The organism is Streptomyces sp. NPDC004435 (assembly GCF_042873895.1).
In the GTDB taxonomy this organism is placed as follows: Bacteria; Actinomycetota; Actinomycetes; order Streptomycetales; family Streptomycetaceae; genus Streptomyces.
Genome location: NZ_JBIAMB010000024.1, coordinates 125,865 through 141,547, shown reverse-complemented (window position 1 = coordinate 141,547; position 15,683 = coordinate 125,865). Strand labels below are relative to the sequence as shown.

General features: G+C 70.2%; 14 protein-coding genes. 11 read left to right on the top strand and 3 right to left on the bottom strand.

Annotated elements, in window-relative coordinates; all coding sequences use genetic code 11:
• The 4 genes from ACFYT9_RS33600 to ACFYT9_RS33585 form a co-directional block, all read left to right on the top strand.
• The coding region (locus ACFYT9_RS33600; RefSeq protein ID WP_389169707.1) for a vitamin B12 dependent-methionine synthase activation domain-containing protein at positions 1–1,007 on the top strand (1,007 nt) is incomplete at its 5' end.
• A gap of 150 nt (positions 1,008–1,157) precedes the next feature.
• Positions 1,158–1,856, top strand: a complete 699-nt coding sequence (locus ACFYT9_RS33595) for an HAD family hydrolase (protein WP_376601365.1) — start codon at positions 1,158–1,160, stop codon at positions 1,854–1,856.
• Between the two features lie 526 nt (positions 1,857–2,382).
• Entirely contained in the window at positions 2,383–3,975 is a 1,593-nt protein-coding gene (locus ACFYT9_RS33590; protein WP_389169703.1) for an ABC transporter substrate-binding protein, read from the top strand.
• Between the two features lie 67 nt (positions 3,976–4,042).
• Positions 4,043–5,617 carry an ABC transporter substrate-binding protein gene (locus tag ACFYT9_RS33585; RefSeq protein WP_389169700.1) on the top strand — a complete coding sequence of 525 codons (1,575 nt, stop codon included), beginning with the start codon at positions 4,043–4,045 and terminating at the stop codon, positions 5,615–5,617.
• Between the two features lie 71 nt (positions 5,618–5,688).
• On the opposite strand, the gene ACFYT9_RS33580 is transcribed toward ACFYT9_RS33585, so the two are convergent.
• Positions 5,689–6,366 (bottom strand): response regulator, encoded by a 678-nt coding sequence (locus ACFYT9_RS33580; protein WP_376605082.1) that lies wholly within the window; start codon positions 6,364–6,366, stop codon positions 5,689–5,691.
• A gap of 10 nt (positions 6,367–6,376) precedes the next feature.
• Positions 6,377–7,279 carry a RecB family exonuclease gene (locus ACFYT9_RS33575; protein ID WP_389169697.1) on the bottom strand — a complete coding sequence of 301 codons (903 nt, stop codon included), beginning with the start codon at positions 7,277–7,279 and terminating at the stop codon, positions 6,377–6,379.
• Between the two features lie 176 nt (positions 7,280–7,455).
• Between ACFYT9_RS33575 and ACFYT9_RS33570 the strand changes: the two genes are divergently transcribed.
• From ACFYT9_RS33570 to ACFYT9_RS33560, 3 genes are all read left to right on the top strand, one after another.
• Positions 7,456–8,589, top strand: a complete 1,134-nt coding sequence (locus tag ACFYT9_RS33570) for a site-2 protease family protein (RefSeq protein WP_376605086.1) — start codon at positions 7,456–7,458, stop codon at positions 8,587–8,589.
• A 19-nt stretch (positions 8,590–8,608) separates the two neighbouring features.
• Entirely contained in the window at positions 8,609–9,496 is an 888-nt protein-coding gene (locus ACFYT9_RS33565) for a tRNA (adenine-N1)-methyltransferase (RefSeq protein ID WP_031013975.1), read from the top strand.
• A 177-nt stretch (positions 9,497–9,673) separates the two neighbouring features.
• Positions 9,674–10,270 (top strand): hypothetical protein, encoded by a 597-nt coding sequence (locus ACFYT9_RS33560; RefSeq protein WP_389169694.1) that lies wholly within the window; start codon positions 9,674–9,676, stop codon positions 10,268–10,270.
• 1 nt (position 10,271) lies between these two features.
• Here the strand turns inward: ACFYT9_RS33560 and ACFYT9_RS33555 are convergent, their stop codons facing one another.
• Positions 10,272–10,583 carry a ferredoxin gene (locus ACFYT9_RS33555; protein WP_376603065.1) on the bottom strand — a complete coding sequence of 104 codons (312 nt, stop codon included), beginning with the start codon at positions 10,581–10,583 and terminating at the stop codon, positions 10,272–10,274.
• A 241-nt stretch (positions 10,584–10,824) separates the two neighbouring features.
• On the opposite strand from ACFYT9_RS33555, the gene arc reads away from it, so the two are divergent.
• The 4 genes from arc to prcB all read left to right on the top strand — a co-directional run bounded on the left by arc (position 10,825) and on the right by prcB (position 15,671).
• Entirely contained in the window at positions 10,825–12,591 is a 1,767-nt protein-coding gene (gene arc, locus ACFYT9_RS33550; protein WP_376603064.1) for a proteasome ATPase, read from the top strand.
• A gap of 182 nt (positions 12,592–12,773) precedes the next feature.
• Positions 12,774–14,285 (top strand): depupylase/deamidase Dop, encoded by a 1,512-nt coding sequence (dop, locus tag ACFYT9_RS33545; RefSeq protein ID WP_376603063.1) that lies wholly within the window; start codon positions 12,774–12,776, stop codon positions 14,283–14,285.
• Between the two features lie 172 nt (positions 14,286–14,457).
• Positions 14,458–14,670, top strand: a complete 213-nt coding sequence (locus tag ACFYT9_RS33540) for a ubiquitin-like protein Pup (protein ID WP_030213091.1) — start codon at positions 14,458–14,460, stop codon at positions 14,668–14,670.
• A gap of 161 nt (positions 14,671–14,831) precedes the next feature.
• Positions 14,832–15,671 carry a proteasome subunit beta gene (prcB, locus tag ACFYT9_RS33535; protein ID WP_387280118.1) on the top strand — a complete coding sequence of 280 codons (840 nt, stop codon included), beginning with the start codon at positions 14,832–14,834 and terminating at the stop codon, positions 15,669–15,671.
• The last annotated feature ends 12 nt before the right edge of the window (positions 15,672–15,683 follow it).

Genomic DNA, 15,683 nt, shown 5'->3' with positions numbered 1-15,683 from the left:
ACCTCCACGAGATCTACCAGGGCGAGGTCCGCTACGCCCGCGACGCCTTCGAGGGCCTGCGCCTCATGGACGCCCTGATCGCGGTGAAGCGCGGCATCCCCGGGGCCGTACTCCCCGAACTGAAGCAGCGCCGGGTCGCCAAGGGCACCGCCGTCCTCCGGGTCGAGGAGCCCGAGCCCGGCGGCCGCTCCGACGTCGCCGTCGACAACCCCGTCCCCACCCCGCCCTTCTGGGACACCCGCGTCGTCAAGGGCATCCCGCTCAAGGACTACGCGTCCTGGCTCGACGAGGACGCGCTCTTCAAGGGCCAGTGGGGACTCAAGCAGAACCGGGCCGGTGACGGGCCGTCGTACGAGGAGCTGGTGGAGAGCGAGGGCCGGCCGCGGCTGCGCGGCTGGCTGGAGCGCCTGCACACCGAGAACCTGCTGGAGGCGGCCGTCGTCCACGGCTACTTCCCGTGCGTCTCCAAGGGCGACGACCTGATCATCCTCGACGACTCGGGCAACGAGCGGACCCGCTTCACCTTCCCCCGCCAGCGCCGCGGCCGCCGCCTGTGCCTCGCCGACTTCTTCCGCCCCGAGGAGTCCGGCGAGACCGACGTCGTCGGCCTCCAGGTCGTCACCGTCGGCTCCAGGATCGGCGAGGCCACCGCCGAACTCTTCGCCGCCGACTCCTACCGCGACTACCTCGAACTCCACGGCCTCTCCGTGCAGTTGGCGGAAGCGCTGGCCGAGTACTGGCACGCCCGGGTGCGCGCCGAGCTGGGCTTCGCCGGCGAGGACCCGGAGGCCGTCGAGGACATGTTCGCCCTCAAGTACCGCGGCGCCCGCTTCTCCCTCGGATACGGCGCCTGCCCCGACCTGGAGGACCGCGCCAAGATCGCCGAACTCCTCCGGCCGGAGCGGATCGGCGTGCACCTCTCGGAGGAGTTCCAGCTCCACCCCGAGCAGTCCACCGACGCCATCGTCATCCACCACCCGGAGGCGAAGTACTTCAACGCCCGGTGACCGACCGATGACCGCGCGCTGAAGCCGGACGGCAAATATCAGCGCCGGCGGAGATCGGGACGTACACTGGTCGGTCCAGTGCAGGCCGGTCCTCCTCCCCGTACCGGGAGTGGGGGCCGGCCTTTCCGTCCCTCCATGGAGGTGTGCCGGATGACCAGTACGGTCCCCGCGTCCCTGTTCCGCGCCAACGGAAGCTCCGCCCTGCAGGCGGTCTTCCTCGACATGGACGGGACCCTCGTCGACACCGAGGGCTTCTGGTGGGACGCCGAGGTCGAGGTCTTCGCCGACCTCGGACACCGGCTCGACGAAGCATGGCGGGACATCGTCGTCGGCGGCCCCATGACCCGGAGCGCGGGCTACCTGATCGAGTCGACCGGCGCCGACATCACCCTCGGCGAGCTCACCGTCCTGCTCAACGACAAGTTCGAGCAGCGCATCGACCGTGGCGTCCCCCTCATGCCCGGCGCCGAGCGGCTGCTCACCGAACTGGCCCGGCACTCCATCCCCACCGCCCTCGTCTCCGCCTCCCACCGGCGGATCATCGACCGCGTCCTGGAGTCCGTCGGCCGTGACCGCTTCCACCTCACCGTCGCCGGCGACGAGGTCGCCCGTACCAAGCCGCACCCGGAGCCGTACCTGACCGCCGCCCGCGGCGTCGGCGCCGACCCCGCCCTCTGTGCCGTCATCGAGGACACCGCCACCGGCGTGGCCGCCGCCGAGGCGGCCGGCTGCCGGGTCGTCGCCGTGCCCTCCGTCGCGCCGATCCCCGCCCTGCCCGGCCGGGTCGTGGTCCGCTCCCTCGAAGAAGTGGACGTGCCGTTCCTGAGGACCCTCGTCTCCGGAATCTGAGCGGAATCCCCGTCGAATTTGAGCTTTCCCTGAGGATTACCCCGGGTATTCACCGAGGCCGTCTTCCGTGACGCTCTCCCGCTCGCCCCCGCACGTCTTCCGTGCAATTGGTTCAGGCCACCCCTCGCGTCGCAGTCGCGTGACCTTGGTCACCCAGCGTGCTCGCCGAGGGGTGGCCTGACCTCGTTCAACGCCCGGAATGCGAACATCTGCCGCACCTATGTGTCCCGATTCGCTCGGTACCGCCCGCCTCGCACCCTGCATGACTATCGAAGTCGCCGTATTCATGATCACTCTGCGATTACTGCCCACCGGCCACCCCGTCCGGCAATAGCGACGCCGCCCACTAATCTTTCGCGAGTACTTCGCCGCTATCACCGCGTGCGCCGGCGCATACCCAAGTCGCCGAGAACACAGGACCGATCGCAACTTCCCGGCCCGATCGCTCCCGCCCCGACCGGGCGGCCGTCGGCGGAGTCTCGTCATGACCGCTGTACCCCAGGCCGGCTGAGGAGAACGACCCTTGATGAACCGCAAGACCTTGGTGCTGCCGGCCGTCGCCGGACTGCTCGCCCCGCTGCTCGCCGCCTGCGGCACGGGAGAGGACGGCAGAGCCATCGTCGTCGGAACCACCGACAAGTTCGTCGCCACCGAGGAGGCCCCCGCCCCCCTCGACCCGGCCTACGCCTACGACACCGGCGCCTGGAACGTCCTCCGCCAGACCGTCCAGACCCTCGTCCACGTCCCCCGCGGCGGCGGCCACCCCGTCCCCGAGGCCGCCGAGAGCTGCGGATTCACCGACAAGGTCAGCGAGAGCTACCGCTGCGTCCTGCGCCCCGGCCTCACCTTCGCCGACGGCACCCCCGTCACCGCCGAGGACGTCAAGTACTCCATCGACCGGGTACGGAAGATCAAGTCCGACAACGGCGCCGCCGCCCTCCTGTCGACCGTCGACACCGTCGAGACCAAGGGCGACCGCGAGGTCGTCTTCCACCTCAACGCCCCCGACGCCACCTTCCCGTACAAGCTCTCCACCCCCGTCGCCGGCATCCTCAGCAAGGACAAGTACGCCGCCGACGCCCTCCGCGAGGGCTTCGAGGTGGACGGGTCCGGCCCGTACACCCTCAAGGCCGAGCAGGAAGGCGACCAGGCCGTCCGCTTCGTCTTCTCCCGCAACCCCCGCTACAAGGGCGACATCGACCCCCGCAACGAGCAGGTCGAGCTCCGCGCCTACGCCGACGCCGACGCCATGGGCGAGGCCCTGGAGGGCAAGGACATCGACATGATGGCCCGCTCCCTCTCCCAGCGGCAGATCCGCGACCTCACCGAGACCCCGAGCGAGGGCATCCGCGTCTCCGAGGTCCCCGGCCTGGAGATCCGCTACCTCGGCTTCAACACCAAGGCCCCGGCCGTCGAGGAGAAGGCCGTCCGCCAGGCCATGGCCGCCGTCGTCGACCGCGGCGCCCTCGTCAACCGGGTCTACGGTCCCACCGCCGAGCCGCTCTACTCGCTGATCCCCTCCAGCATCACGGGCCACACCACCCCCTTCTACGAGGAGTACGGCGAGGGCGACCGCGACCGCGCCGCCGCCCTCCTGCGCAAGGCCGGCGTCAAGACCCCGGTCAAGCTCACCCTCCACTACACCACCGACCACTACGGCGCCGAGACCGCCCAGGAGTTCGCGACGCTGAAGAACCAGCTCATCGCCAGCGAACTCTTCGACGTCACCGTCAAGGGCACCGCCTGGTCCGAGTTCCGCCCCGCCCAGCGCCGCGGCGACTACGCCGTCTACGGCCTCGGCTGGTTCCCCGACTACCCGGACCCCGACAACTACGTCGCGCCCTTCCTCGACAGCGACAACTTCCTCGGCACCCCCTACGTCGACAGGACGGTCCGCGAGCGGCTCATCCCGAGCTCCCGCCGCGAGGCCGACCGCACCGCCGCAGGCCCCCTCTACCAGCAGATCCAGAAGATCGTCGCCCGGGACGTGCCCGTCCTGCCGCTCTGGCAGGGCAAGCAGTACGTCGCCGCCAGGGACGACATCAACGGAGTCGAGTACGCCCTCAACACGTCCTCCGACCTGCTGCTCTGGGAGCTGAGCCGCGGCACCACCGCCTGACCCCTTCGTTGTACCGGCCGCGCAGCCACGCGCGGCCGGCCTGGCAAGAGATCACGAGGCAAGTTCTGTGAAGACGCACCACAAGTGGCTGACCGCCCCGCTCGCCGCGGGCCTCTCCGCCGCCCTCCTCGGCGGCTGCGGCACCGAACAGGGTTCGGGCTCGGACAGCGCCGACGCGATCCGCGTCGGCATGTCCGACGAGATCCTGGCGACCGACCCGGCCGCCGGCTACGACCCCGGCTCCTGGCTGCTGTTCAACAACGTCTTCCAGTCCCTCCTCGCCTTCCCCAAGGGCGGCACCCTGCCCGAGCCCGAAGCCGCCGAACAGTGCGGCTTCGACGACCGCAGCACCGTCTACACCTGCACCCTCCGCCCCGGCCTGAAGTTCTCCAACGGCAACCCGCTCACCTCCGAGGACGTCAAGTTCTCCTTCGAGCGCGCCCTGAAGATCGCCGACCCGTCCGGCCCGGCACCGCTGCTCTCCACCATCGACGCCATCGAGACCCCCGACGAGCGGACCGTCGTCTTCCGCCTCAAGGTCCCGGACGCCACCTTCCCCAGCAAGATCGCCTCCGGCGCCGGCTCCATCGTCGACCACCGCGAGTACCCCGCCGACGGCCTCCGCACCGACGGCAAGGCCGTCGGCTCCGGCCCGTACAAGCTGGACTCCCTCAGCGACACCGAGGCCGTCTTCTCGGCCAACACCGGCTACCAGGGCACCGCCGAGCGCCGCAACGACCGCGTCGCCCTCAAGCTCTACCAGGGCGACCGCACCGCCCTCGCCCAGGCGTTCAAGGCCGGCGACCTCGACATCGCCTACCGGGGCCTGTCCGCCGCCGACATCTCCGAGCTGGAGACCTCCACCGAGGACCACGCCGTCCAGATCGTCCAGGGCGGCAGCGCCGAGGTCCAGCACCTCGTCTTCAACATGAAGGACCCCGTCGCCGGCAAGCCCGCCGTCCGCAAGGCGATAGCCCACCTCGTCGACCGCGACGCCCTCGTCGAGGACGTCTACAAGTCGACGGCGACGCCGCTCTACTCGATCGTCCCGGCCGGCATCAACGGCCACAACACCGCCTTCTTCGACACCTACGGCGCCCCCGACGCCGCCAAGGCCAAGAAGGCCCTCCGCAGCGCCGGCGTCAAGGGCAAGGTCACCCTCACCCTCTGGTCCACCCCCAGCCGCTACGGCCCCTCCACCGACGCCGAGCTCAAGGCCATCGCCGGCCAGCTCAACGCCAGCGGCCTCTTCGACGCCGACGTGAAGTCCGTCGCCTTCGAGCAGTACGAGAAGGACATCGCCGCCGGCAAGTACGGCGTGTACGTCAAGGGCTGGGTCCCCGACTACCCCGACGCCGACAACTTCACCGCCCCCTTCTTCGGCGAGGGCAACGTCCTCTCCAACCACTACGAGAACAAGAAGATCACCGGCACCCTCCTGCCGAAGACCGCCGCCACCGCCGACCGCTCCGCCACCGACGAGGAGTACGGCGCCATCCAGGACGCCGTCGCCGAGGAGGTCCCCTTCCTCCCGCTCTGGCAGGGCAAGCAGTACGCCGTCACCCGCGACGGCGTCACCGGTCTCGAATGGACCCTCGACGCCTCGACGGTCTTCCGCTTCTGGGAGATCCGCAAGAGCTGACCCCCACGGGTACGCGGAAGGGCCCGGTGCACGCCGAACGCACCGGGCCCTTCCGCGTACCACCTGCTCCGCTACTGGCCGTTGCCGCCCGGACGCACCAGACCGCTCTCGTACGCGTACACCGCCGCCTGCACCCGGTCGCGCAGCCCCAGCTTCGTCAGCACATGGCCCACATGCGTCTTCACCGTCGTCTCGCTGACGAACAGATCCGCCGCGATCTCCGCGTTCGACAGGCCGCGGGCCACCAGCTTCAGCACCTCCACCTCGCGGTCGGTCAGCGTGCCCAGGGTGTCCGGCACCTGCTCCTCACCGGTCGGCAGATGCGCCGAGTACTTGTCGAGCAGCCGCCTCGTGATCGACGGCGCCAGCATCGCCTCGCCCGCCGCCACCACCCGGATCGCCTGCACCAGCTCGTTCGCCGGGGCGTCCTTCAGCAGGAAGCCGCTCGCCCCCGCGCGCAGCGCCTCCACCACGTACTCGTCCAGGTCGAAGGTGGTCAGCACCAGCACCTTCGCCGGCCCGTCCCGGCCGGGGCCGGTGATCTGCCGGGTCGCCTCCACCCCGTCCATCCGCGGCATCCGGATGTCCATCAGCACCACGTCCGGCTGGAGCGCCCGCACCTGGTCCAGCGCCTGCAGACCGTCACCGGCCTCGCCCACCACCGTGAGGTCCTGCTCCGCCTCCAGAATCATCCGGAAGCCGGTGCGCAGCAGCGGCTGGTCGTCCACCAGGAGGACGCGAATCGTCACAGGGGCTCCTTCACGAGGCGGGCCGGTCCCCGCCCATTCTGCCCTGCGCCCCTTCGCCCGACTCCGGCGGGCGCGCGGAAACGATCTCCAGCGGATACACCGGGGGAGTCCCCCCGAACTCGGGACACACCGCCCGGTGATCGCACCAGCCGCACAGCTTCGTCGGCCGCGGCCGCCAGTCACCCGTCTCCGTCGCCGACCGGATCGCGTCCCACAGCGCGTGCAGCTTCCGCTCCACCCGCCGCAGGTCCGCCTCCACCGGGTCGTACGTCAGCACGTCACCGCTGCCCAGATAGACCAGCTGCAGCCGCCGGGGGATCACCCCCTTCAGCCGCCACACCACCAGCGCGTAGAACGTCATCTGGAACAGCGCGCCCTCGCTGTACTCCGGCCGCGGCGCCTTCCCCGTCTTGTAGTCGACGATCCGCACCTCGCCCGTCGGCGCCACGTCCACCCGGTCGATCACCCCGCGCAGCCGCAGCCCCGACTCCAGCTCCGCCTCCACGAACAGCTCGCGCTCCGCGGGCTCGAGACGCACCGGATCCTCCAGCGTGAACCACCGCTCCACCAGAGCCTCGGCCTCCGCCAGCCACTGCCCCAGCCGCTCGCCCGCCGGATCGTCCGCGAACAGCTCGCCCAGCTCCGGCCGCGACTCCAGCAGCCGGTCCCACTGGCCCGGGATCATCGCCTTCGCCCGCGGCGCCGTCCGCTCCACCGCCGGATCGTCGAAGAGCCGCTCCAGCACCGCGTGCACCAGCGTCCCCCGCGTCGCCGCGGCACTCGGCTTCTCGGGCAGCCGGTCGATCACCCGGAACCGGTACAACAGGGGACACTGCATGAAGTCGCTCGCCCGCGACGGCGACAGCGACATCGGCGCCCGGGGCCCCTCCGGGAGCCGCTCGCTCGTACTCATGACACAGACCCTACGGCCCGCCACCGACAGCGAGCCGCATACCATCGACGCATGACCCGTCGCGCTGCATGATCGACCCGTGACGCACCGGCGCGGTCACCCGGCGACGAGAGGAACCCGTGAACCAGGACGAGCCCAAGCCGCAGCGGACCGAGGAACCCGGCGGCGGGATCCTCATGGGCCGGCCCTTCGGCGTGCCCGTCTACGTCGCCCCCAGCTGGTTCCTCGTCGCCGCCCTCATCACCTGGGTCTTCGGCGACCAGATCGAGCGGGTCCTCCCCGAACTCGGCGCCGCCCGCTACCTCGTCTCCCTCTTCTTCGCCGTCGCCTTCTACGCCTCCGTCCTCGTCCACGAGCTCGCCCACACCATCGCCGCCCTCCGCTTCAAGCTCCCGGTGCGGCGCATCCAGCTCCAGTTCTTCGGCGGCGTCTCCGAGATCGAGAAGGAGTCCGAGACCCCCGGCCGCGAATTCGTCCTCGCCTTCGTCGGCCCGCTCCTCTCCCTCGTCCTCGCCGGCCTCTTCTACCTCGCCATGCACACCGTCGAACCCGGCACCGTGCCCGGCGTCCTCCTCGCCGGCCTGATGATCTCCAACCTCATCGTCGCGATCTTCAACCTCCTCCCCGGCCTCCCCCTCGACGGCGGCCGGATGCTCCGCGCCGTCGTCTGGAAGATCACCGGCAAGCCCATGAGCGGCACCGTCGCCGCCGCCTGGGTCGGCCGCGCCCTCGCCATCACCGTCCTCATCGGCCTCCCCCTCCTCACCCGCACCGGCTGGCTCGGCAACTCCACCGCCGCCATCGACGGCTTCACCACCGTCACCGACGCCCTCCTCGCCGCCATCCTGGCCGCCATCATCTGGACCGGCGCCGGCAACAGCCTCCGCATGGCCCGCCTCCGCGAACACCTTCCCGACCTCCGCGCCCGCGCCCTCACCCGCCGCGCCATCCCCGTCGAACCCGACACCCCCCTCTCCGAGGCCCTCCGCCGCGCCAACGAGGCCGGCGCCCGCGCCCTCGTCGTCGTCGACGGCACCGGCGGTCCCACCGGCATCGTCCGCGAGGCCGCCATCGCCGCCGTCCCCCAGCACCGCCGCCCCTGGGTCGCCGTCACCACCCTCGCCCAGGACCTCAACCCCGGCATGCGGGTCCCCGCCGAACTCACCGGCCAGCCCCTGCTCGACCACCTCCGCGCCACCCCCGCCACCGAGTACCTCGTCGTCGAGGAGACCGGCGAGATCTACGGCGTCCTCGCCACCACGGACGTCGAGCGCGCCTTCGTGAAGGCCATGGCACGACCCTCCTCGTAAGCCCGGTACTCTTGTTCACATGTCCGAACCGACCGGTGCCGCCCGCCGACGCGGGCCCTTCAAGGTCGGGGACCAGGTTCAGCTGACCGACCCCAAGGGCCGCCACTACACGTTCACGCTCGAAGAGGGAAAGAACTTCCACACCCACAAGGGTTCCTTCCCGCACGACGAGCTGATCGGCGCTCCCGAGGGCAGCGTTGTCCGCACCACCGGAAACGTGGCCTACCTCGCGCTGCGCCCCCTGCTCCCCGACTACGTCCTGTCCATGCCCCGCGGCGCCGCCGTGGTCTACCCGAAGGACGCGGGACAGATCCTCGCCTTCGCCGACATCTTCCCCGGCGCGCGCGTCGTGGAGGCCGGCGTGGGTTCCGGCTCGCTCAGCAGCTTCCTGCTCCGCGCCATCGGCGACAGCGGCATGCTGCACTCCTACGAGCGCCGCGAGGACTTCGCCGAGATCGCGAAGGGCAACGTCGAGCGCTACTTCGGCGGCCCCCACCCGGCCTGGCAGCTGACCGTCGGCGACCTCCAGGACAACCTGACCGACACCGACGTCGACCGGGTCATCCTCGACATGCTCGCCCCGTGGGAGTGCCTGGAGGCCGTCTCCAAGTCGCTCGTCCCCGGCGGCATCCTCTGCTGCTACGTGGCCACCACCACCCAGCTCGCCCGCACCGTGGAGTCCATCCGGGAGATCGGCTGCTACGCCGAGCCGCAGCCCTGGGAATCCATGATCCGCAACTGGCACGTCGAGGGCCTGGCCGTCCGCCCCGATCACCGCATGATCGGCCACACCGGCTTCCTCGTCACCGCCCGCCGCCTCGCGGACGGCGTGGAGCCCCCGATGCGCCGCCGCCGCCCCGCCAAGGGCGCCTACGGCGAGGACTACGACGGCCCCAACAAGGGCTGACACCCCGACAGCACACCGGCCGACGCCGCCGCACATGACCCCGCACCGCGGGGAACCGGGCGGCGGCGTCGCCGCGTTCGGCACCCCTGTTCGAGCCCCCCGGCTGTTCCGCCGTCCTGTGACGTGTGGCACGATGCCCGCAACCCCTCGGCACGACCCTCACAGGAGACGTCTCGCGTGCAGCCCTCCGCCGCCCCGGACCCCGTGGACCTCGCACACACCCACGCCCGGCCGCTGCACTGGCTGGCCACCGCCACCGCGACCGCCGCGGTCGTCGCCCTCGCCGGCGCCCTCGCGCCCCGCACCGCCGAGGCCGGCCGCGCCACCGCCACCGCCGCACCCGCCCCGCAGGCCCCGGGCCCGGCCGCCGCCCCCGACCCCGAGACGGCCGTCTACCCCCTTCGGTGCGGGGGAGCGGACCACCGGGTCGTCCAGCGGGTCAGCGGCGACCTGGACGGCGACAAGAACCCCGAGACCGTTGCGGTCGTACACTGCGAAGCCGGATCCGGAACCCCGCCCGCCGGCCTGTACGTCCTCACCCTCGGCCGCGGCGGCACGCCCCCCGCGCGCGTGGTGGCCACCCTCGTCGACCCGAGCGAGCAGCGCAGCGTCACCGGCCTCGCGATCCGCGACGGAGCCGCCCGCGCCACCCTGCTCGGCTACTCGTCCGCGGACGTGCCCAGCTGCTGCCCCGACGAGAAGGAGCAGGTCGGCTGGGAGTGGACCGGCGGCGCCTTCGTCCGCACCACCGGCGCGGAGGCGCGCGGCGTCTGACCTACTCCGCGTCGGGGCCGAACACCTCGACCCGGTCCCGGACCCGCCGCACATGGATGCAGTCGCCCGGGCACTCCTTCGCCGAGTCCACCACGTCCTGGAGCAGCGGCAGCGGCACCGGTGTCGTCGCCCCCGCGTCCTGGAGCAGCTCGTCGTCCGCGCTCTTCACATAAGCGAGCCCGTCGATGTCGAGCTCGAAGACCTCGGGGGCGTACTGCGCGCAGATCCCGTCCCCGGTGCACAGGTCCTGATCGATCCAGACCTCCAGGGGCTCCTCGGCCCCTTCGGCCGGCGCCTCGTGCTGCACGCTCATCTCTTCTGCCGTTTCTGCTCCGCGCGGACAATTGAGGCCGCGACCCGCGGGTGTTGACCCCTCACGACGATACAACTGCCCGCTTTCAGAGCGTGAAGGGTGGGTATTCCCCTGGCGAGAGGGGAAGCGCAAGGGTGAAGATCGGACACGCCCCGGAGTCTTTTTGATCTAGGGGTTTCAATCATCACCCACGCAGGTAGGGTCAGGATGCGTCCAGCTCCCCTTGGAGGAGGTGAGGACCGTGGCAGCCCACGACGACGACATCAACCGCGGCATCCGGCCGGGGCGGGGGTCTGAAGACCCCGCCGGCCAGGTTGCCTATCTCGAGCAGGAAATCGCCGTCCTGCGCCGCAAGCTCGCCGACTCTCCGCGACACACGAGGATTCTCGAAGAGCGGATCGTCGAGCTGCAGACGAACCTGGCCGGCGTGTCCGGGCAGAACGAAAGGCTGGCGAACACGCTCCGTGAGGCACGCGACCAGATCGTGGCCCTCAAGGAGGAGGTCGACCGGCTCGCGCAGCCGCCGGCCGGCTTCGGTGTCTTCCTGCAGGCGAACGAGGACGGCACGTGCGACATCATCACCGGGGGCCGCAAGCTCCGGGTGAACGTGAGCCCCAGCGTCGAGCTCGAAGAGCTCCGGCGCGGCCAGGAAGTCATGCTCAACGAGGCGCTCAACGTGGTCGAGGCCATGGAGTTCGAGCGCGCCGGGGAGATCGTCACCCTCAAGGAGATCCTTGAGGACGGCGAGCGCGCCCTGGTGGTCGGGCACACCGACGAGGAGCGGGTGGTGAGGCTCGCCGAGCCTCTGCTGGACGTCACCATCCGCGCCGGCGACGCCCTGCTCTTCGACTCCCGGTCGGGCTACGTGTACGAGGTCGTGCCCAAGAGCGAGGTCGAGGAGCTCGTCCTCGAAGAGGTCCCGGACGTCGACTACGAGAAGATCGGCGGTCTGGGCAACCAGATCGAGCTGATCCGCGACGCGGTCGAGCTCCCGTACCTCTACCCCGACCTCTTCAAGGAGCACGAACTGCGGCCGCCCAAGGGCATCCTGCTCTACGGGCCGCCCGGCTGCGGCAAGACGCTCATCGCCAAGGCCGTCGCGAACTCCCTGGCCAAGAAGGTCGCCGAGGTCACCGGCCAGCCCGCGGGGAAGTCCTACTTCCTCAACATCAAGGGCCCCGAGCTCCTCAACAAGTACGTCGGCGAGACCGAGCGGCACATCCGCCTGGTCTTCCAGCGGGCCCGTGAGAAGGCCAGCGAGGGCACCCCCGTCATCGTCTTCTTCGACGAGATGGAATCGCTCTTCCGCACCCGCGGATCCGGCGTCAGCTCCGACGTCGAGAACACCATCGTCCCCCAGCTCCTCGCCGAGATCGACGGCGTCGAGGGCCTGGAGAACGTGATCGTGATCGGCGCCTCCAACCGCGAGGACATGATCGACCCCGCGATCCTCCGCCCCGGCCGGCTCGACGTGAAGATCAAGATCGAGCGCCCGGACGCCGAGGCCGCGAAGGACATCTTCGCGAAGTACCTCACCGCCAACCTTCCGCTCCACACGGACGACGTCTCCGAGCACAGCGGCTCCAAGGCCGCCGCCGCCAACGGAATGATCCAGTCCGTCGTCGAGCAGATGTACGCCGAATCCGAGGAGAACCGCTTCCTCGAAGTCACGTACGCCAACGGTGACAAGGAAGTCCTGTACTTCAAGGACTTCAACTCCGGCGCGATGATCCAGAACATCGTCGACCGGGCCAAGAAGATGGCCATCAAGGCATTCCTCGACCACAACCAGAAGGGCATCCGCGTCTCCCACCTCCTCCAGGCATGCGTGGACGAGTTCAAGGAGAACGAGGACCTGCCCAACACCACCAACCCCGACGACTGGGCCCGCATCTCCGGAAAGAAGGGCGAGCGGATCGTCTTCATCCGCACCCTCGTCACCGGAAAGCAGGGCGCGGACACCGGACGCTCCATCGACACGGTCGCCAACACCGGCCAGTACCTGTAGAAGCGCACACCGGCTGCGGATGTCCGGAAACCGGGCATCCGCAGCCGTCGCATTCGCACCGGAAAACTCCCGGCCACTCTCCGGGAAATACCGCAAGTGATCTCCCCACCAGCGCGGAGCCGCTCTAGGCTCTTCGGTACCGCCGAGTCGCGCACTGAGCGCCGCCGGGCAAGGAGGGCCGCATGACCGTACGGCGAGTAATGGGCATCGAGACGGAGTACGGGATCTCCGTCCCCGGTCACCCGAACGCCAATGCCATGCTCACCTCGTCCCAGATCGTCAACGCCTACGCCGCGGCGATGCACCGGGCGCGTCGCGCCCGCTGGGACTTCGAGGAGGAGAACCCGCTGCGGGACGCCCGCGGCTTCGACCTCGCCCGCGAGGCCGCCGACTCCAGCCAGCTCACCGACGAGGACATCGGCCTCGCCAACGTCATCCTCACCAACGGCGCCCGGCTCTACGTGGACCACGCCCACCCCGAGTACAGCGCCCCCGAGGTCACCAACCCGCGCGACGCCGTCCTCTGGGACAAGGCCGGCGAGCGGATCATGGCCGAGGCGGCCGAGCGCGCCGCGCAGCTCCCCGGCGCCCAGCCGATCCACCTCTACAAGAACAACACCGACAACAAGGGCGCCTCCTACGGCACGCACGAGAACTACCTGATGAAGCGGGAGACCCCCTTCTCGGACATCGTGCGCCACCTGACGCCCTTCTTCGTCTCCCGCCAGGTCGTCACCGGCGCCGGCCGGGTCGGCATCGGGCAGGACGGGCGCGAGAACGGCTTCCAGATCAGCCAGCGCGCCGACTACTTCGAGGTCGAGGTCGGCCTGGAGACCACCCTCAAGCGGCCCATCATCAACACCCGCGACGAACCGCACGCCGACGCGGAGAAGTACCGCCGGCTGCACGTGATCATCGGGGACGCCAACCTCTCCGAGATCTCCACCTACCTCAAGCTGGGCACCACCGCCCTCGTGCTCTCCATGATCGAGGACGGCTTCATCACCGTCGACCTCGCCGTCGACCAGCCCGTCCGCACCCTCCACCACGTCTCCCACGACCCCACGCTCCAGTACCTCGTCACGCTGCGCAGCGGCCGGACGCTCACCGCCGTCCAGCTCCAGATGGAGTACTTCGAGCTGGCCAGGAAGTACGTGGACGAGCGGTACGGCGCGGACGCCGACGAGCAGACCAAGGACGTCCTGGCCCGCTGGGAGGACACGCTGGGCCGGCTGGAGAACGACCCGATGAGCCTCGCCGGCGAGCTGGACTGGGTCGCCAAGCGGGAGCTCATGGAGGGGTACCGGCGCCGCGACGGCCTCGACTGGGACGCCGCCCGGCTGCACCTGGTGGACCTCCAGTACGCGGACGTACGCCCCGACAAGGGCCTGTACAACCGTCTGGTGGCCCGGGGGCGCATGAAGCGGCTCCTGGACGAGACCGAGGTGGAGCGGGCCGAGACGGCGCCTCCGGAGGACACCAGGGCCTATTTCCGGGGCCGGTGCCTGGAGCAGTACGCCGACGACGTCGCCGCGGCCTCCTGGGACTCGGTGATCTTCGATCTGCCGGGCCGCGACTCGCTCCAGCGGGTCCCGACCATGGAGCCGCTGCGCGGCACCAAGGCCCATGTGGGCGGCCTGCTGGACCGCTGCCGCACCGCGGAGGAGCTGGTCCGGGTTCTTTCGGGCGGATGATTTCCGCGCCCGGGCAGGGGCCTGAAACGGGTGGGCGCTGGGAATGATGGGATCAGCGCCCGGATACGGGAGAGAAACCAGGAAATCATGAGGCCGAAGTCGGACCCGGATTGTAGGGTCTGATCTTGTAACGGACTCAACCGAGCGGGCCGATTCGAGCGGGGTGAGGGATATGGCGACCAAGGACACCGGCGGCGGACAGCAGAAGGCGACGCGTTCCACGGAGGAGGTCGAGGAGACCACCACGGAGGCGAGCTCCGACCTCCAGGAGCGCCAGGAGAAGCTGAGCGAAGACGTGGATTCCGTCCTCGACGAGATCGACGACGTCTTGGAAGAGAACGCCGAGGACTTCGTTCGGAGCTTCGTGCAAAAGGGCGGCGAGTAGCCGCTCCGCACCTGTCGTTCCCGTCCCCGGAGCCCGTGGAGAAGCCGTGGGCCCGGGGACGGATGACACGTCGACGCACGGGTATGGTCCGTACACAGCAATCAAGATCGGCCCGCGCGAGCCAAGGGGCGGGCCCTTCTCAGCCACCCGGAAGGAATCGCGTGGAAGCCAACCCTCGTAGTATCGGGCGTCTGCCGGCGGCCTTCCTGACGCCGGGCTCCTCCTCGTTCATGGACTTCCTCGGCGACCACTCGCCGCAGATGCTGCCGGGCAACCGGAAGCTGCCGGACGGGATCGTTGAGGCGCCGCACGGCACGACCATCGTGGCCGCCACCTTCCCGGGGGGCGTGGTGCTCGCGGGTGACCGGCGGGCCACCATGGGCAACATGATCGCCCAGCGGGACATCGAGAAGGTGTTCCCGGCGGACGAGTACTCCGCGGTCGGCATCGCCGGCACCGCGGGCCTCGCCGTCGAGATGGTCAAGCTCTTCCAGCTGGAGCTGGAGCACTTCGAGAAGGTGGAAGGCGCCACGCTCTCCCTGGAGGGCAAGGCGAACCGCCTCTCCACCATGATCCGGAGCAACCTCGGCATGGCCATGCAGGGCCTCGCCGTCGTCCCGCTCTTCGCCGGCTGGGACGAGGGGCGCGAGAAGGGCCGGATCTTCTCGTACGACGTCACCGGCGGCCGCTCCGAGGAGCACGGCTACGCCGCCACCGGCTCGGGTTCGATCTTCGCCCGCGGCTCCATGAAGAAGCTGTACCGCGAGGACCTCACCGAGCAGCAGGCGACCACCCTGGTCGTGCAGGCGCTGTACGACGCCGCGGACGACGACTCGGCGACCGGCGGCCCGGACCTGGCCCGCCGCATCTTCCCGATCGTCACCGTCATCACCGACGAGGGCTTCCGCAGGCTCTCCGAGGCCGAGTCCTCCGAACTCGCCCGTTCGATCACCGAGCGGCGTCTGGAGCAGCCGGACGGACCGCGCGCCGCCCTGCTCTGATCCTCACGCCGC